Here is a 17191-nt window from a genome sequence, read left to right on the forward strand (position 1 = left end):
GGGTCACCCGCTTACATCTGCGCATTGAGAAGATTTCCAATCTGGTAGGCCGCAGATCCGGTCGAGGATTCGGTGTAGGAAGCTTCCACCAGACTGGAGACAGCTTTCAGATCACTGGACTCAAAGCCATAGGCAATGCTGTGGATGGGAATTTGCAGCATTTGAATGACCTTATCGACCTTGCTCAGGGCGAGACCGTTACGCGTCTCGCCATCGGACAGCACAAAGATGGTTAACTTGTGGTCGGGATGGGTTTTGGCAAACTCGAGCAGGTCATACGCGGCGACCAGGATGGCATCATTGGTTGCCGTGCCACCGCCGGCACTCATCCTTTCGACGGAGCCGAGGAACTGTGATTTTTGCTGCAGACCAAACTCGCGTACCGGTAGATCCACATTGACAGTGTCGTTAAAGGTCACCAAACCAATGCTATTGCGCGACGAGATAAAGTTAGCCGCTTCGGTCATGGCCACGCGCAGCGCTCGGATGCGATCCCCATCCATAGAACCACTAACGTCGGCAACAAACATCGCGGCAATAGGCCGCCCGCCGGATTTTTTGTCTTTCCATAGTCTCTGTGCGTTGAGAATCACCGCTCCATCGTTGAGTTCATACGAGGACTGGTAACTTGGATTGGCTGCAAAGCCATAGCGTTTAGCGATGCCGGCATTGGCTTTAATAAACTGCGCAAACTGGGTTAGCACCAGGCGCTCATCGTCCGAGGCTTCGGCCGTCGCATAGAGTGGCGAGTCATGGCGCACACCAAAGGGCACGAACTCATATCCGCCCAGGCCATTGGCATTGATAAAGGTCTGATACTCCATCACGAAGGCATCGAGGACGCCGCTGTTGACCGTTGCCTCGCGCATTTGCAGGGTGTTCTGCGCGACGAAGGGCACGCCGCGCTGGAACGCTTCAAAGGCACTGGCCACATCGGGGTCGAGCATTTGGCGCTCTTCACCCTGCGCAAAGGCGTGAAGCACCGTGAGCAGAAAATTCAATCCGGTCGAGGATTGGTAAGGATTGGTATAACCCATGGCAAATTCACCGCTAGTCACCGCGGTCAAGAGTTTCTGTAAATTCAGCTGACCGTTGTCGCTAATTTGATCGACCTTCTGCTTTTGAACTACCACTCCAGCAACATTGGGCGCCGTGGCCTTGTCGATCAGCGTTAAGTCCACGCCCTGGGAGGCTAGCATCTGCCCCCACAACAGGTTCGACGGCGAGTAGGCATCCGGAACGTGTTGATTGGCCAATAAGAATGAAGCAGCCGCGCCGCTAGCAATTTTTCGGATAGCGATCTGGCCAATCTTACCGTTGGGCAGACGATTACGTTGACTGTTATATTGATTAGCCAAATCGACATAAATACCATCAACACCACTGCCGCCCTTCTCCGAACTGGTGAAGATCTCTACCGCCTCAACCTGCGAACTGTCGCGTGCGTCTACGGACCGAGCGTACTCATTAATATCCGGCAAGAGCTCCAGGAGATTGCTCGCGCTCAATTGAATATTGGCACGATATTGATTTTCAATCCGACTCGGCTGGATGGTATTCTCGATGATATCGGTCAACCTTTTCTCGGCTGCAACGAAATCTTTAACATTATTGGAGTCGAAACAGGCGGTTAGCAAACTCACCGCCACAGTTAAGCCAATCAGTCTTTGCATTGAGTGCCCTTCCCTTTAGTCCTTGCTGAAAGCTTGAGCGCGTGCGCCCAGCTCGCGTAAACGATTTAACGATTCTTTGAGTTCAAAAGAATCAATATCTTTAATATTGGCGACCTCAACCGTGGTCACGTTGAGCGCGGTGAGTAATTCTCGATTTTGCTCAACGAGCACACTAATCCGGGCTTCTTGTTGAATCAGCAGAGCGCGTCGCTGCTGCAGTGCGGCATTTTCCGACATCTCGGAATGCACTTCGTCACCCTTGGTGGTTCGCACGCTGCGAGCCGCCGCGACTATATCGTTGAGATTGGTGATCACAAGTTTGAATACGCGTCCGGTTTCCTGGCTGTAGCTCGCCATAGTGATGGTGGTATCACCCAGCTTCTGCTCAATGACCTGTCGATAGTCCGCCAGCATACCCATCAATCGACTGGCCTGTTTGGCCGATTCCGGTTGATCCAATTCGGCTAACTGATTGGCGATGGACTCGACTTCGGCATAGAGGCGCTGTTCTTTGGCAATTTCGTGCCCGATAAGGGCTGCATGGGCGTCCCGCTTGGCATAGCCCGCCAACAGGTAGAAGCCAACAGCGATCGCCACCGACAACACCGCTAAGGCACTGTAGAGGGCCAGAGCCAATAGCTGGGGCGCAAACCAGAACCAAAAGACACCAATACAGAGCACTGCGGCGGATGACGACACCCCTAAAACTCGTCCCATACTTTCCTCATTCGTCATTATGTCGACTACATTGCTCCCGATTGTACGCAATTTAAAGCCAAATTCGGTGGAAAATTACCCTTCCCTTATCTTTTGTGACTTCCTTCCAAAGGGATTTACTGTTCAATGGTGGCCGAATCGCGTCATAATCCGTGCAGAGCCATACCATTCAGTAAAGGATACAAGCCATGACCAGCCAAACGACCATTGCCCAAGTCGCGACCATGTCCGCCGAAGAAATTGCCACCTCGTTAGGCACGAAAGCCCCCAGCACCATTGCTGACGACATCCCAGATGACGTTAAGCAGCGTGCCAAAGGGCTGCTGGAGCGGATTCAACAGGTCGGCGATCGAGACATCAGTGCGCGTAATGACCTCACCAGCGAGGCTAAAAGCTTCGGTCAAGAAGTTCGTCGCCAAATCGCCCACCAAAGCGATCTGCTCAATGCGCCCATTAAGGACATTATGGGTAACTCGGGCGAATCGAGTGATCTCAGCCAGGACTTGCTCGCCCTGCGCACGAGGGTAGAAGAAGTAAATCCGAATAAGTTCGATTTCTCCGAAGGCACTCTGCGTCGACTGCTCAGCAAATTGCCTGGCATCGGCACCAAGCTTGAGGCCTGGTGGTCCCAATACCAGAGCGTTTCAACGGTTATCAACGATATATTGGCCAATCTGGAAAAGGGCAAAAATGTCCTGACCAAGGACAATATGACGCTCAAGATCGATCGCGACAAGCTGATGGAGTTTACCTGGCAACTGCAGGATCAATTGCAGATCGCCATGTTACTCGACAGTGAGCTGGCACAATGGTCGGCGGATCTAGAAGCCGCACAGAAAAAATATATCGAAGAGGACATTCTCTATTACCTGCGCCAAGAAGTTCAGGATATGCAGTTGTCTTTGGGCGCGGCCAACCAGGCCATTTTGGTGTCCGATATCATTCGCCGGGCTAATGAGGAGTTAATCCGCTCAACCGATCGGACCCTGAACGTCTCGGCTCGTGCCTTGCAAACCGCGGCGGCCCTGCAGGTCGCGCTGTCACACCAAGAAAAACAGATGAAGGCGGTCAAGGCGACGCAAGAAATGACGGTTGAGCTCCTGAAATCAACAGCCGAAAAGGCCAAGGTCCAGGGCATTCAAATTGTTAAGGAAGCCAATGATGTCAGCGGTATGATCGAAGGACTGCAGCAGGCCTTCAGTGACACCATTGAGGCCATGAATCTGCTCGACGCCTATAAGCAGGAAGCCCTGCCAGCCATGCAGAGTAACGTCAACCTATTGGATGACCTCAACAAGCAGATGAAAGAACAGGTCGAGCGCAACACCAAGTAGCGGCCCATTTCCGAAACGCCCTGCCGGCCCATGCCGGTAGCGGCTATACCATGGGACACCCCATGTCGTCCAATACTGGCTTACCGGGCCAAAAATCGGCGTTGAGGCGCAATCGGGTCTGCACCCGTTGGCCTGTCTTGCGAATCAGCAACTCGCCAACCACCTGATAACCACTTTTCCGCACCCCACGAAATGACCGAGTATTTTCGCTCGCGACAAATCCAAACAACTGCCTAATGCCATCGGGTCGTAACAGCTCTAATAATTTGACATGACGTAGGCCTTGAAAACCGAAGCCTCGGTAGGCTGGTAAGGTCAGGGCTTTGTAGTTATAGATGGCATCGTCGGGCAAGTTCAAATAAAAACCATCGGCTATATAGGCCAATTTTTTTAACCATACCCAGGTATAGCCGGTGAGTTGATCGCCATCCCATTGCACTAAGCAGCGGGCAATACCCATCCGTACTCGATCGACATCGAGTTGGGCAATTTCATAATCTGGTTTTTTTTTCATCGCCATCAGTTCATCCACCGAAGCAAAATGAAAATCGTAAAATCGTTCGTCAGCGGAAGACCGCTGGACATAGGTCGGTTTGGTGAGCGCAAGGAGCACGAGTCGATTGGCACCATGATGCCACAATCCGAGCCACCCGATGCGCAGAAATTCTCTGAAGCCGTACTCTCTATAAATCTTAAAAAGATAGTTGAGCTTAGTCACTAGTGTCATCCTTGGCAGTCCTTTGGTTTTGTAGATCACAGAGTAGCTTGGCAATAGGGTACGGATCTCGGTTGGGTATGTCATGACCCGCCGCATCGATCGCAGTTACCAACTGGGCAGATGGCACCAGGCCGACTATGCGTTCGCCATATTGAAACGGCACGCGCCGGTCGGTTTGCGACCAGACCACCCATGTTGGCTGATGAATTCGTGCCAGCGCGGCAAGCCATTGCGCGTTATAGGAACGCGTCACCGTTAGGGCCTGCAGCAGGCGGCTGTTGCCAAAGAAGTAGTTAAAGACTGCGCTCTGCGCCGTATAACGGGCGAGTTTATGGGCAAAAATATTTTGATACAATAATTTTTCGAAACCCTTTATCGACATCGAGCCGGGGTAACCAGACGGCGCTATCAAAATTAAGGCGCCCACTCGGTTAGGGTAGTGAGCCGCAGCCCAAGCGGCCAAGCTCGCGCCCATCGAGGTGCCGACTAATGTAACTCTGTCGAGGTCTAGGGCGTCGACAAATTGCATCAGGTCGCGGCTTTGTCGCGCCAGGGAATAATCTTCGCTCTGCCAAAATGACTGACCAAAGCCCGGCAAGTCTAGGCGAACCGACGGGCCGCACTCCCTGATGAGCGGCCATAGGGCCGACCAACTATTGAGTGAACCATTAAAACCATGCAGCAGGACAACCGCATCAACGCGCTCGGATATATTTTGAGTTTGAAAACGAATGACGCCTTTTTGAGTCGTTAGAAACTGTTGACCGGCCACCTCATCGACCCGATAGGCTGAGGGCCCAACCCAACCCAGCATGAGCGCCCAAGTCAGATACATCGTCAAAGTGAGCAGGCATATCCAGCAGGCACACAGAAAATATCTCGTCACACAGAATTCCTTTCTACGTTACCGTAAAATTTTTTCTTAAATCATTTTGATTAGCTAAAATTTATATTTTTTAAAATTTAAAAATATTTTTGCCTTTTAGCAAAAGCATAATTAGACTAATAGACACAAATTGTCTAGTAATTTTGTAAAGGAATATAAGAATGATAATAGGATTGGAAGCCATCTCTTTTCACACCACGCAACACTATATCGAGTTATCCGATCTGGCCGAGGCTCGGTCAATTGCGCCAGAGAAGTTCACCCGCGGTTTGGGTCAGCAGCAAATGTCTATTGCCTGCTTGCCCGAAGATACGGTGCACCTGGCCATTAATGCCGCCAAAAAAGCCCTCGAACGATTTAATATTGCACCCGAAGAGATCGGCATGTTGGTGGTGGGCACCGAAAGCGGTGTGGATCACAGCAAACCGGTAGCTGTTTATGTGCATCAGGCCTTGGGCTTACCCAGCAATTGCATCAGTTACGAAACCAAACACGCTTGTTTTGGCGCAATGGCGGCCATTTCCGCGGCGGGCGATTGGCTAATTTCCGGTCGAGCCAACAATCGGAAAGCACTAATAATTGCGGCCGATATTGCCAATTACGCGCTCCATTCTGCGGCTGAACCCACCCAAGGCGCGGGAGCTGTCGCTATGGTTATTTCCGATCATCCGACCCTGGTTCACTTTGATCGCAATGTCGCCGGTCATTTCACCCACAATGTCATGGATTTCTGGCGACCGCTCTATGCCAAGGAAGCCCTGACAGACGGTCACTACTCCATCGAATGCTATCTCGATGCTTTAACGCACACCTTGACAGACGCCAAACCCGAGCTACCTCGGCTGTCCGACTTACAGGCGTGCCTGTACCATGTACCCTTCGTCAAGATGGCCAGTAAGGCCCATCAGCGGCACTTCGAATACGATCAAGACCTAAAGCTTGAGAAAGCCTCAACCGATTGGCTAAACTTTGAGCAGTCCTATCAAACAAAAACCCTGCCCTGGCTCGATTACAACGCGCGCGTCGGTAATATCTATACCGGCTCACTGTTTTTGTCGTTAATGGCCCTGTTGGTCAACGGCAACCTAACCCCAGACCAACTGATCAGCCTTTTTTCCTATGGCAGTGGCAGCGCAGCGGCATTCAGTTTAATCCGTCCCATAGCCGGTTATGAACAATTCAAAAGCTGCATCGACCCAAGCTTGGAACTGGCTGGACGCACTCGACTGTCGATTAGTCAATACGAGGAGATCATGCAGCAACGCGATCAATCGATCACCGAAAATGACCGGATCGATCCAGCCGACTGGGGCCTCACCACACCCTATCTATACAACGGAAATCAGGCACACATACGGCAGTATTCCGACCTTCTCTAGTCAAAAAAATAATTATAGGCTGCTATATGACCTTCAATGGCGCACCGGTAAAAGAATTTAGCTATCTGGTTACGGCCAGAGATATACGACGCTTCGCTCAGGCGATTGGGGATACCAACCCGCTCTATCAGGTTGCCGATGATGACCTAGCGAAGGACGACGACCGAATGCTGGCCCCGGCACTTTTTTGTCAGGCGATGGCCTATCAGGACCTACCCATCGAAGCTTTACCAGCAGATCTCGCACCCGCTGAGCTGACCATCTCGGTACCGGGATTACGATCTGTTGGCGGCGCCAGTCACTATGAGTTTTATCAATACGTTCGGGCCGGCGATAAGATTCGTATCCGATCCTGCATTGAATCGGTCACCGAAAAACAAGGTCGCACCGGACTGCTGTTTCTGGTCAGTGTTACCACCTGTTTTACCAACCAACTCGGCGAACCCGTGGCCAAGGAGGTAGCGACCTATGTTAAACGATAATCCGATACCCGCCAACACCTTAGCCAATGACCTGGCCAATGATCTTAGAGTCGGCGACCCTCTGCCTATCTTTGATTTCGAGGTCTCTGCGGCGCAGGTTTTCATGTACAGCGCCATTACCTGGAATCGCCATCAGATCCACTACAACCAAGCCCAAGCGCGTGCTGAAGGCCATGCCGACATAGTGGTCCAGCGGGGTCTATTGGGGAATCTCTTGGTCCGATATATCAATTCGTATTTCGACAATATCTATATTGAGACCCTTGCTTGGAAGGTGGTATCCAGTTTAACGCCTGGTCAGGTCATTCAGTGCACGGCGAGTGTTATCGATATCAGCGGCAGCGGTTGGCAGCAAGCACTGCGGCTCCACCTCAGCCTAAAGCACAAAGAACGCTTAATATGCGATGCCAGCGCGGCGATCCGCGGCCGTCATAGGGCAGATGTTTTGGTGCCCTATAATTGGGGCAGTGAAGGGGTCTGAAGCGCATGTTCAATTTACAACAACTGGCCACGATGGCTCAGTATGTCGGTCGGGCGCGTGATTTTTTACGCACCGACATCTACTACAATCTGATCCTCTATCCGCTGGTTAGCCGGAAACAACGCAAACTGCTGGCGGAATGTCGGCCGAATCAAAGCCATACTTACACTTCGTTCAATCGATCACCAGGTCAACTGGAGGCGTTGATCGGTCCGGTGCTAAACTTTATCACCCAAGGTGCACACAGCCCTGGCCAGACGCCATTGCAGATTAACGTAATGGCCGGTTCCATCGGAGCCGAAGCCTACACTCTGGCATCGACGTTGCTCAACCTGCGGCCCGATGTTGATTTCCATATCCACTGTTCGGATTTGCACGAGGAGACCGTTGCTCGTAGCATCGACGGCGTCTACAGCGCCGATGAGGTCTTGGCCGGCCAACTGCCCGAGCGCTTTTTTCGTAATACCTTTGAACGGGTCGACGGCTTCTATCGGGTTAAGTCGGCCATCCGGAAACGGGTCACCTTCTTTAAGGCGGACATCGTCACCGACCCCCTCGCTAAGTTGTATCCACCCGGAGATATTATATTTTTGCAGAATGTCCTGTTTCATCTCGATTGTGGCGCGGCTTATCGGGCTTTTAATAATGCACTGAGTACCTGCAAAACCCACTATGCGGTCTTTATCGATGGTATGTCCTTGGATATGCGCGTGGATTTAACCCATCGGCATCAACTGGTACCGCTCGATTATAAGATACGCGATATTCATCAGCATGCTCGGCGGCATGTGCCCGAAGATTGGTGGAACTACTACTTTGGCGCCGAGCCTTACTTGTTTTTCAAACCCGACCGACAACGGCGCTATAGCACCATTTTTTTAACGCCTTAAGTAAAACGGGTATGGCGCTCGCCGAAACGATCGACGCGCCAAACCCGCAAGCGTTATACTAGCCTTTAGTTTCTAGCAACCTTCTTTTGGCAGCAACGGTCCGCCTTAATTCAGCCATTGTCGATCCTGGATCAAGGTGCCACGCGGATGCACTGGGCGTAGACCCGTGCCCCTAAACCATTAGTATTGCCGGCATAAAAGTTTTTAAAACGGCCGTACCAACGGTTTCCGGATGGAATTGATGCACTAACCTGTAGGGGTTCATAGTCAGTGGCCCAAAAGCCACCACCACTGAGCGCAAAACCTGCCGGACAACTAACATAGTCGTATTTAGTTGCATAATGATAACTATAGGATGTGCCATAGCTCACGCAGATTCCCAACACAGAGACGCTACAGTATGTATGGGATGTCACGCTGTTATCCATATCGAGATAGTTGCCATAGACCGTATTCGCAATCACCGTGCCGACATCGTTTGAGACACTGCACATTAGATTGCCATTATCGAGTACGGTACTGACACTGGTTCCCGCTGGGCAGACGCCCACCACATCGTTTTGTTTTCGGGCGTCCAATTCCGCTATGTCTTCGGCCAATACTTCGATCAGAGCGCTATTGAGGGCAATATCGGTCAAGGCGGTTACCAGGCTTTCATCCATTTGCGCCATATCTGCTAGGATGGCATTTTTTTCGGCCTCCAGAACCTCGATTGCGGCGCTGTTATCGCCCATGGTATTGCTCATATCGATGATGGCCAAATTCACATCCGACAAGTCGGTTAACAACTCGTCTATCTCGAGGCCCTGATCAGCCATATTCTCGACGAGTTCCACAAGAGATCCTTGCATTTCACTGTCCTTGGCTTGCAAAGTCAGCATTTCGACGTTCAGGGCATCGATCTGCCCTTGCAGATCCAAACCCAGATCGTCGACTCGCTGCACCAGTGCTAAATGCTGTGTCTCTAAGGCATTGAGATCAGCCAATACGGCGATAATTTGGTTACGCAACTCGATGAAGGGCCGACCATTGGGGCTCGACCCGTTAGCCGCTAGAACCCCAGTGGACAATAAAATAAGTGACACTAGGCCCAGAATTAATTTTTTCATAAGACAAACTCCTTTTAGCAAAATGAATCGAAATGCTCATACAACAGCCTGTTGTGAGCACAGTAATTTTACCTCATTGAGCTGCCTCCGCCGCTAGGTTTAAGCGGGGAACTATCTATGTTTTTATGGTAATTGATTTGGATCAACGAGGGACAAGGCGACCACGGCAGGCACGATTTTATTGCCGCTCAATATGGCTCCCTGGATGGGCGATGGGCGATGAGGGATGGGGGATGAGGGATGAAAATTGTGTTTAGAGTGACACAACCATAACCCCTCAAAACGTCAAAGATTATGGTGTGTCGGAGCGATACTGCCTATTGCTTCTCTACTCGATACGAACGGGTGTTGTCTGTCAGAGTTATGGTGTATAAACCTGGTCCTTGAGTGAAGGAGATATCAGGCTGCTCATAGTTATTGGTATAACCATCCGGCTCTTGGTCGCCGTACCAACGGTAGTCGGCGTAAAACTTAAAGCGTGGCCAGCCGTCCGTATTACTTACAGTGACGTCGAATTGCCAAGTGTTGTCGGCCACTAAGTTCATGGGGGTTCTATTCCAATTATTGGAACTTCCGCGAAAATCGACAAAGCTAAAGACCTTGGCATAGGGCTCGTCTGCTTTGCTGTAATCGACGGAGTCGATTAATTGCTTGGTGCGGTCATCGTTCACGCGGTAACCGGCAGGCTGCACTCGATTGCCCACGCCACCTAGGCCATAGGTTTTCAGACTAAAGTCATCGCCGTCGACCCTGATGATGCTGAAACCAATTTCATAGCCCACACCGTTTTCGTTGTGCGGATAGAAGGCCAGTTGGTCCATCTCATCGCTGGTATTATTTCTCGGCCATTGTCCGGCTGGTGGTGCAATAAGATAGCCGACACCTTGATTGTTGCGACGGCCGTAACCGGTTTTGTTAAAATCGAGACTCCAGTGGGTCGCTTCTACCGGCTTAACCCGCTGATACTCATGGACATGGCCGGTTATCGACCAATCGAGCTTACCGTTGAAGTAATCCACATAGGGCCGCAGGAATGGCACCTCATCTTTGCCACCGGCCGGATTGATGGGCGGTACATGCCAATAGGCAAAGCTCCAAGCACATTGCTGTGCCTCATTCACCTCAGCCTCGAGCCATAGGGCCTGCCGGCGTTCATTGTCGTCGGTGTTGCGTTCCGGATGACGACCATAGAAGACCGGTATTTCGGAATTCACACTGATCAGGCAAGCATTGCCATAGCGGAAACTGTAGTAGTCGGGCTGGTTCATATCGGGGTTAAGATAAAAATACTTCCTAAAGGTGCGTGTGTCTTCAGCGTTACTCCAGTATTCTTTTTCCCACTGTTTGTCGGGATCTTTGCCGCTGAGCGCTGGGTTTGCCGGGGTTTCATGATTACCAATGGCCGGCAGCATAGGTTTATAAGCGAATAGCTCCTGACCCTTGTCAAAAAACACCTTCCACCAATGAAAGCGGTCGCCGTTCTCGGGCATGTCATCCTTAACCATATCACCGACGGTGATGATGTAATCGAATTCGTCCATATGATCAGCAACGATCGACTGGGCCACGTCGTGCCAACGCTGCGCCATCTGCTCATCTTGCATATCGCCAACCACTAAGAAGTGGCTGTAATCCATATTGGTTTTCGCCGTGGTGAAGTGGTACTGGGGCGAAAACTGATCGCCCTCGCCCGTTACCTTATAAAAGTACTGGGTATTGGGCTGGAGATTTCTTAATGTGATATGACGGACCTTACCAAGGTCCGGGTCGACCGGCTCGACCGCGTCTTCCTCCTGCACGATCCAATCGTTGCTATAAGCTGGACGATAGTAGGCTTGGCCGACAAAGTACTCGCTCACATCACGCACCTCGTAGTTGATTACCATGCTGGTGGCCGGGTCTAAAACGGTTGGGGTATTGTCGCTATCGGCAAAGGTCGGATTCAAGAGCGTCAAGTACGGACCGATGTATGGCGTAAAACCTAGATCCAGGCACTCGGCATAGCTGTCATACCACTGATTGTCGGTGTAACAGCCCGAGCGATTACGCGAAAACTCATCCGCCCTATTGATAATAAAATTCAAATTCAGCCCTAAATCCAGTTCCGCTTGATATTGGCTGTTCATAGTCCAGCTGTAAAAGCCTGTGGCCGCATCGAGCTGCATAGCGGGCTGGGTGTTCCAGGTGTAGCCTTCGGCCTCGGAAATCGCTGTGCCGCCGGATACCCAGGCCCAGATGGTCGGTGCAGACTGAAACTCGGCACCGTTAACTCTGATGGTCAGGCCGGTTTCGGTGGTCGCGGCAACGGTTGGTGAAAACAGCATGGCGCCAAGCGTAATCCAACAGAAGGCTAGCCAATATGATGGGGATTTTCTATTTACAGACATGGTAAAGCTCCTTAGCACATTCAACCTCAGAAACGGACACACCAAGCTATCGGGCATTGGTGTTTAATAGTAAGAAGGATGCCTGAAGCGAAAAGCCTCGCCTAGAAATGACGTTCAATTGTGTGATGGAGATCAAATTTTATCACCGAAGCCAAAAAGGATGCTTACCGCGGCCGTTTGGTCAACCTAATTCGTCAATATAAATAATAAAGAGGATAGGCAAAGCCTTAGGCCGGCTCCGCAAATAGAGGATCTTTTTTTGTGATCTTAAGGAGTCGAGTTTAAAACCAATCGCCATGCCTTTTTTAAATATAGTTTTGTATTTTTGAAATACATATAAGATTAAGATCTAAATAACTAAAACTCCAACAGCCCAGCATTATTTTTTTGTCATCTTGCCTTTTCGTATTAAAATCGACCCTGATTATTAGTAAAACAATAGAACAGAGGTCCCAATAAAAACCAACTAAGTTTGGGCATCTCTAACTCACAAAAATATTCTAATTAGCCTTAGCTCCCAGACCCCATCATCATGGCCAACGAAGCGTCCCAAAAGGGTCAAAACCCTCCAGCTAGGCGACATACCAAAAAAATGCTCACATTGGTTGTCACTGCAACAAGAAATAAAGTATGAAACTTGCATGACGGCAAAAAAAACTCAAAATCTGCATTTAGCCCAGCCACAGCAAACCATTCGCTATAAAGCCTTGGCTGGACTATATTTAAGACATATATGGCTATTAAAAAAATAAATCAAAAACATTCCATCTCGCTACAGAGTCTATAGAGCGGGCCATACAGCGGAAAGCCTAGGGCGTAAGTGGGTGTTTACGTAGCCTCCCGCCTTGAGGTACTTGGGTAGTGGTGTTAAGATTGCCATTGTTATAGGCGGATAGGATGGTAATACAGGATACAGATTGCAGTTTCTGGTTACGTTAATGCGATTCATCTGTAAGACCACGGCAGTAATAATTACGCAGTTTAAAAGTCGACATCCTCAGGGAGCCAATAAAAATTCGGTTTCCAAATCCTCTATCCCGCAATAGAATAATTCCAATAAAAACAACGTAGCTTATTTATTTACGCTGTAAGACTTTTTTGAGTCTTTAATTTACCAAACGAACGGGAAAAATTATGAAGAAATTTCAAACAATAGTTGCGACATCCGTTGTAGCACTTAGCGCCTCATTGAGTTTCGGCGCAGATTGTGGCGATGTCACCATTGCTGAAATGAACTGGGCTTCTGCATCACTGCTGGCCAACATTGATAAAATTATCTTAACCGAAGGCTATGGCTGCAACGCCGAGCTGGTTATCGGCGACACCATGCCAACCAGTACTTCTATGGTTGAAAAGGGCGAGCCGGACATCGCACCGGAAATGTGGACCAGTGCAATCGCGGAAGTGCTTGAGCGCGCAGTAGCAGACAAGAAAATCCGCTACGCAGGTCGTTCACTTAGTGAAGGCGGCGAAGAAGGCTTCTGGATCCCACAGTATATGGTCGACGAATTTCCAGAGATGGCCACCATTGAAGGCGTAATTAAACATAAAGAACTCTTCATCAACCCAGAAAACCCAGATACGTTCCGTTTCATGGGCTGCCCTGCAGGTTGGAATTGCCAAATCACCACTGCCAATCTCTTTAAAGCCCTTGAGCTAGAAGAAGCTGGCTTTGAATTGGTTGATCCAGGTTCAGGCGCAGGCTTGGCAGGTTCTATTGCTAAGGCTTATGAGCGTGAAGAGGCTTGGTTCGGTTACTACTGGGCCCCTACTGCTCTGCTAGGCAAGTATGTAATGCAAAAGGTCGATTTTGGTAGCGGCATAGATGCTGAACATTTCAAAAAATGCATCGGTAACAAAGATTGCATGGATCCAAAGGTAACTATGTACCCACCATCCGATGTTTGGACTGTTGTTGGCGAAGAATTTGCGGCCAATGCTGGAGCGCCGATAATGGAATATCTTAATAGCCGTTCTATGACCAATGCTCAAACCAACGAACTGTTAGCCTGGATTGAAGAAAATCAAGCAGATGGCGAATTTGGTGCGATGTATTTTCTAGACAACTACCCAACGATCTGGAAGCAATGGGTAAGCGACGACGTAGCTAAAAAAGTAATGTCTTCACTGTAAGCACAACCTATCGGCTCCGCAACCTTGTTGACGGAGCCTTTCATTTTCTATAGAACGCCTGGAAATTATATATGTCCTGGTTTACAGAATTCCCTCAGTTAGACCGTTACCAACTTCTTTCAATCCGAAAAACACTGGACGAAGGTTTTCGAGAATTTACTCGATCCTACGGAGATGCGATCGAGCATTTTTTCGATCCGCTCCTAGTCTTCTTGATTGGATTTGAAAAGCTCCTGCTGGCCAGCCCTTGGTGGCTAGTGATCGGCGTCATTCTATCTATTACCCATTTCGCAGCACGATCTGTTCGCTTGACGATCGGCGTTGCCATCGCCTTAATCCTGATTGGGGTTTTCGGTATGTGGGAAGATACGATGCGCACCCTAAGCATGATTACTGTCTGCACCCTACTTTCTATAGTGGTGGGCGTCCCTGTCGGGATTGCAATGTCACGTTCTAATAGAGCACAGAGCATCATTACACCAATACTCGATGTAATGCAGACCATGCCCGCCTTTGTTTACCTAATTCCCGTGGTGATGCTGCTCGGCATAGGCCGAATTCCAGGCGTCATCGCCGTTGTTATCTACGCGATCCCCCCCGTCATTCGTTTAACCAACCTCGGTATACGACTGGTCGACGAGGATGTCCTTGAAGCTGCAGACGCCTATGGCGTTACACCTTGGCAGCGCTTGTGGAACGTCCAACTGCCGCTGGCGATGCCCAATATTATGGCTGGTGTGAACCAAACTATCATGATGGCTCTGGCAATGGTTGTAATCGCCTCAATGATCGGCGTGAAAGGCTTAGGCCAGCCGGTATTGCAGTCCATTACCAATCAGTACTTTACCCAGGGACTGCTTAACGGCTTAGCCATTGTGGTAATTGCCATAATATTCGACCGGGTCTCACAAGCCTATGCCAAACGTTCTCAACAACAATTCAGAGGTCGCGATGACTGAACCAATAATCAGCATCAAGGGTTTATCCAAGCTATTTGGCAAATCACCCGAGAAGCATATGCACTTGGTCGACGCCCAGATGGGCAAGGATGCGATCCTCGCTGAAACGGGCCACTCGTTAGGCTTGAACGATATCAACTTGGATATTTATCCGGGTGAAATCTTCGTTATCATGGGCCTATCGGGCTCAGGCAAGTCGACTCTGATCCGCCATTTCAATCGGCTGATCGATCCGACTCGCGGCCAGGTTATCGTAAATGGCGATGACATCATGGCCTATGATGAGAAGGCCTTGCGTGAATTTCGGCAGAAAAAGATGTCCATGGTATTTCAACGCTTTGGCCTAATGCCTCACTACACCGTGGTTGAAAACGTTGCCTTTGGCCTTAACGCACAAGGTGTTGCGAAGCCGGAACGTACCGAACGCGCTATGCGTTGGATCAACGACGTCGGCTTGGCCGGTTATGAAAATCAGTTTCCGGCGCAACTCTCAGGTGGCCAACAACAGCGGGTCGGCCTGGCCCGTGCCCTCTGTACCGATGCTGAGATTCTGCTAATGGACGAAGCCTTTTCGGCTCTCGATCCGCTTATCCGTTCTGAAATGCAGGACCAGCTGGTAGAGCTGCAGGACAAGTTGAAGAAGACGGTGGTTTTTATTACCCACGATCTCGACGAAGCGCTGCGGATCGGCGATCGAATCGCCATGTTAAAAGATGGCTGCTTGGTTCAGGTCGGCACTCCGGCCGACATCCTGTTGAACCCTGCCGACAGCTACGTCGAGAGTTTCGTACGCGATGTTAACCGCAGCAGAGCCTTGACCGTCGATTCCGTTATGCTACCCGCCATCCAGCGCATCTCGGCTAAAACGGTCGGTGAAGCCTTGGCGGAAATGCGCAGCTCTAAACACGCCTATGCCTTCAACGTCAATACCGAGGGCTATCAGGGCGCGCTATCCTTAGACGATCTGGAAGAATACCCAGATACCGAGCACAGCGCGGCTCTGTCAGACGAACATTACTACGATTCGGATCTGACAGTCGGACCAGAAAGCGTGATTGAGACGGTCATCCCAGAAACTCTAGAGCATGAATATCCGCTACCAGTAGTGGACAGCGAAGGAGAGTTACGCGGTGAGTTGAGTCGTGATGTCATTGTTGAGGTTTTAACGCCACTAGCAGCTGAAGAAACGGAAGAGCCTGACGCAACGCCGAAAGATAAAGAATGATCTAAGGCCAACGGCCTTGCTAGCAATAAGCAAACCCCCAAAACTCGCCTTCTTGGCGAGTTTTTTGTTGTCACAGACCTATCACGTAGCTTCTTAAATCTAATTCCCTACTCGCTTACCAGCCACCGATACATCACCAAGGCATCTATATGACCCTGCTGAGGATGATTGAACGCATTCGGCAGCCTTCCTATGGTTTCGAACCCAAGCCTACCCCAGAGCCTAATGGCCCCCTTGTTACTCGCAGCCACGAAATTAAACTGCATCGCCTGGTAGCCCAGCTCTAGGGCAACTCGCTGCGAGTGCTCACACATCTTAGTGGCCAAGCCTTGGCCCCTCGCTGCAGGGGACACCATATAACCGCAGTTGCAAACATGACTGCCCGGGCCGGCCTGATTCGTTTTGATATAGTATGTGCCCACAATCTCACCCCGATTTTCTATGACAAAGGTCTTTCGCGGGCTATCCAGCCAAGTTTTTTCGGCTTGCTCGGCCGTAATCGTAGGCTCATAGGCATAGGTATCGCCAGCAGAGACTATGTCATGGAAAATGGGCCAGATAGCACTCCAGTCTGCTTTGGTTGCCGCTCGAATAGTCATATTTAAAACTCTTGGCAAAGATACAATTACAGGGGCACGCGGTTGGATAGAGCCTTGGGTTTGATAATACCGCAGATTGGCGGTCTAGAACGCAAAAAACCCGCCGTTTGGGCGGGTTCTTAAAATTTGGTAGGACTACCCAGATTTGAACTGGGGACCTCTGCCATGTCAAGGCAGCGCTCTAACCAACTGAGCTATAGTCCTAAAGATGGCCGTATA

15 protein-coding genes and 1 tRNA gene are annotated in these 17191 nt (G+C 50.2%); 8 read left to right on the forward strand and 8 right to left on the reverse strand.

Features of this window, described 5'->3' with window-relative positions:
• Positions 1–11: 11 nt before the first annotated feature.
• Together AC4FIC_RS01215 and AC4FIC_RS01220 are read right to left on the reverse strand one after the other, a co-directional pair.
• Positions 12–1673 (reverse strand): vWA domain-containing protein, encoded by a 1662-nt coding sequence (locus AC4FIC_RS01215; protein WP_100256643.1) that lies wholly within the window; start codon positions 1671–1673, stop codon positions 12–14.
• A 15-nt stretch (positions 1674–1688) separates the two neighbouring features.
• Positions 1689–2390, reverse strand: coding sequence for a hypothetical protein (locus AC4FIC_RS01220; protein ID WP_145980241.1), 702 nt, complete (start codon positions 2388–2390; stop codon positions 1689–1691).
• Positions 2391–2578: 188 nt separating this feature from the next.
• On the opposite strand from AC4FIC_RS01220, the gene AC4FIC_RS01225 reads away from it, so the two are divergent.
• Positions 2579–3724 carry a toxic anion resistance protein gene (locus tag AC4FIC_RS01225; protein WP_100256641.1) on the forward strand — a complete coding sequence of 382 codons (1146 nt, stop codon included), beginning with the start codon at positions 2579–2581 and terminating at the stop codon, positions 3722–3724.
• 43 nt (positions 3725–3767) lie between these two features.
• Here the strand turns inward: AC4FIC_RS01225 and AC4FIC_RS01230 are convergent, their stop codons facing one another.
• Both AC4FIC_RS01230 and AC4FIC_RS01235 read right to left on the reverse strand, forming a co-directional pair.
• Positions 3768–4451: a GNAT family N-acetyltransferase gene (locus AC4FIC_RS01230; protein WP_100256640.1), complete on the reverse strand. Its 684-nt coding sequence runs from the start codon at positions 4449–4451 to the stop codon at positions 3768–3770.
• Positions 4435–5328: an alpha/beta fold hydrolase gene (locus tag AC4FIC_RS01235; protein WP_273285960.1), complete on the reverse strand. Its 894-nt coding sequence runs from the start codon at positions 5326–5328 to the stop codon at positions 4435–4437. Before AC4FIC_RS01235 ends, AC4FIC_RS01230 begins: the two co-directional genes overlap by 17 nt.
• 161 nt (positions 5329–5489) lie before the next feature.
• Here AC4FIC_RS01235 and AC4FIC_RS01240 point away from each other — a divergent pair, with 161 nt between their 5' ends.
• Genes AC4FIC_RS01240 through AC4FIC_RS01255 form a run of 4 tightly spaced genes read left to right on the forward strand, consistent with a single transcriptional unit; the run spans position 5490 to position 8560 of the window.
• Positions 5490–6707: a hydroxymethylglutaryl-CoA synthase family protein gene (locus tag AC4FIC_RS01240; RefSeq protein WP_100256638.1), complete on the forward strand. Its 1218-nt coding sequence runs from the start codon at positions 5490–5492 to the stop codon at positions 6705–6707.
• A gap of 26 nt (positions 6708–6733) precedes the next feature.
• Entirely contained in the window at positions 6734–7189 is a 456-nt protein-coding gene (locus AC4FIC_RS01245; protein WP_100256637.1) for an FAS1-like dehydratase domain-containing protein, read from the forward strand.
• Positions 7176–7670, forward strand: a complete 495-nt coding sequence (locus AC4FIC_RS01250) for a hotdog family protein (protein ID WP_100256636.1) — start codon at positions 7176–7178, stop codon at positions 7668–7670. The genes AC4FIC_RS01245 and AC4FIC_RS01250 overlap by 14 nt, the downstream gene beginning before the upstream one ends.
• A gap of 5 nt (positions 7671–7675) precedes the next feature.
• Complete coding sequence (locus tag AC4FIC_RS01255) at positions 7676–8560, forward strand: CheR family methyltransferase (RefSeq protein ID WP_100256635.1); 885 nt, start codon at positions 7676–7678, stop codon at positions 8558–8560.
• Between the two features lie 131 nt (positions 8561–8691).
• On the opposite strand, the gene AC4FIC_RS01260 is transcribed toward AC4FIC_RS01255, so the two are convergent.
• Together AC4FIC_RS01260 and AC4FIC_RS01265 are read right to left on the reverse strand one after the other, a co-directional pair.
• Positions 8692–9669 (reverse strand): coiled-coil domain-containing protein, encoded by a 978-nt coding sequence (locus tag AC4FIC_RS01260; protein WP_100256634.1) that lies wholly within the window; start codon positions 9667–9669, stop codon positions 8692–8694.
• A gap of 317 nt (positions 9670–9986) precedes the next feature.
• Positions 9987–12056, reverse strand: coding sequence for a purple acid phosphatase family protein (locus tag AC4FIC_RS01265; protein ID WP_273284746.1), 2070 nt, complete (start codon positions 12054–12056; stop codon positions 9987–9989).
• 1134 nt (positions 12057–13190) lie between these two features.
• On the opposite strand from AC4FIC_RS01265, the gene AC4FIC_RS01270 reads away from it, so the two are divergent.
• The 3 genes from AC4FIC_RS01270 (at position 13191) to AC4FIC_RS01280 (ending at position 16373) form a co-directional block, all read left to right on the forward strand.
• The gene (locus tag AC4FIC_RS01270) at positions 13191–14189 is read left to right on the forward strand and encodes an ABC transporter substrate-binding protein (RefSeq protein WP_100256632.1); all 999 of its coding nucleotides are present in this window, start codon (positions 13191–13193) and stop codon (positions 14187–14189) included.
• Between the two features lie 71 nt (positions 14190–14260).
• On the forward strand, positions 14261–15148 hold the full coding sequence (locus tag AC4FIC_RS01275; protein WP_100256631.1) for an ABC transporter permease: 888 nt from the start codon (positions 14261–14263) through the stop codon (positions 15146–15148).
• Entirely contained in the window at positions 15141–16373 is a 1233-nt protein-coding gene (locus AC4FIC_RS01280) for a quaternary amine ABC transporter ATP-binding protein (RefSeq protein ID WP_100256630.1), read from the forward strand. Before AC4FIC_RS01275 ends, AC4FIC_RS01280 begins: the two co-directional genes overlap by 8 nt.
• A gap of 107 nt (positions 16374–16480) precedes the next feature.
• On the opposite strand, the gene AC4FIC_RS01285 is transcribed toward AC4FIC_RS01280, so the two are convergent.
• Positions 16481–16972 (reverse strand): GNAT family N-acetyltransferase, encoded by a 492-nt coding sequence (locus AC4FIC_RS01285; protein ID WP_100256629.1) that lies wholly within the window; start codon positions 16970–16972, stop codon positions 16481–16483.
• Between the two features lie 127 nt (positions 16973–17099).
• Positions 17100–17176: transfer RNA gene (locus AC4FIC_RS01290), tRNA-Val, on the reverse strand.
• Between the last annotated feature and the right edge of the window lie 15 nt (positions 17177–17191).

The organism is Reinekea sp., assembly GCF_982785585.1.

Excerpts from the sequence above, each read along its gene's own strand:
- AC4FIC_RS01215 (WP_100256643.1), bottom strand. The coding sequence starts at position 1,673 with ATGCAAAGACTGATTGGCTTAACTGTGGCGGTGAGTTTGCTAACCGCC.
- AC4FIC_RS01220 (WP_145980241.1), bottom strand. The coding sequence starts at position 2,390 with ATGGGACGAGTTTTAGGGGTGTCGTCATCCGCCGCAGTGCTCTGTATT.
- AC4FIC_RS01225 (WP_100256641.1), top strand. The coding sequence starts at position 2,579 with ATGACCAGCCAAACGACCATTGCCCAAGTCGCGACCATGTCCGCCGAA.
- AC4FIC_RS01230 (WP_100256640.1), bottom strand. The coding sequence starts at position 4,451 with ATGACACTAGTGACTAAGCTCAACTATCTTTTTAAGATTTATAGAGAG.
- AC4FIC_RS01240 (WP_100256638.1), top strand. The coding sequence starts at position 5,490 with ATGATAATAGGATTGGAAGCCATCTCTTTTCACACCACGCAACACTAT.
- AC4FIC_RS01245 (WP_100256637.1), top strand. The coding sequence starts at position 6,734 with ATGACCTTCAATGGCGCACCGGTAAAAGAATTTAGCTATCTGGTTACG.
- AC4FIC_RS01250 (WP_100256636.1), top strand. The coding sequence starts at position 7,176 with ATGTTAAACGATAATCCGATACCCGCCAACACCTTAGCCAATGACCTG.
- AC4FIC_RS01255 (WP_100256635.1), top strand. The coding sequence starts at position 7,676 with ATGTTCAATTTACAACAACTGGCCACGATGGCTCAGTATGTCGGTCGG.
- AC4FIC_RS01260 (WP_100256634.1), bottom strand. The coding sequence starts at position 9,669 with ATGAAAAAATTAATTCTGGGCCTAGTGTCACTTATTTTATTGTCCACT.
- AC4FIC_RS01265 (WP_273284746.1), bottom strand. The coding sequence starts at position 12,056 with ATGTCTGTAAATAGAAAATCCCCATCATATTGGCTAGCCTTCTGTTGG.
- AC4FIC_RS01270 (WP_100256632.1), top strand. The coding sequence starts at position 13,191 with ATGAAGAAATTTCAAACAATAGTTGCGACATCCGTTGTAGCACTTAGC.
- AC4FIC_RS01275 (WP_100256631.1), top strand. The coding sequence starts at position 14,261 with ATGTCCTGGTTTACAGAATTCCCTCAGTTAGACCGTTACCAACTTCTT.
- AC4FIC_RS01280 (WP_100256630.1), top strand. The coding sequence starts at position 15,141 with ATGACTGAACCAATAATCAGCATCAAGGGTTTATCCAAGCTATTTGGC.
- AC4FIC_RS01285 (WP_100256629.1), bottom strand. The coding sequence starts at position 16,972 with ATGACTATTCGAGCGGCAACCAAAGCAGACTGGAGTGCTATCTGGCCC.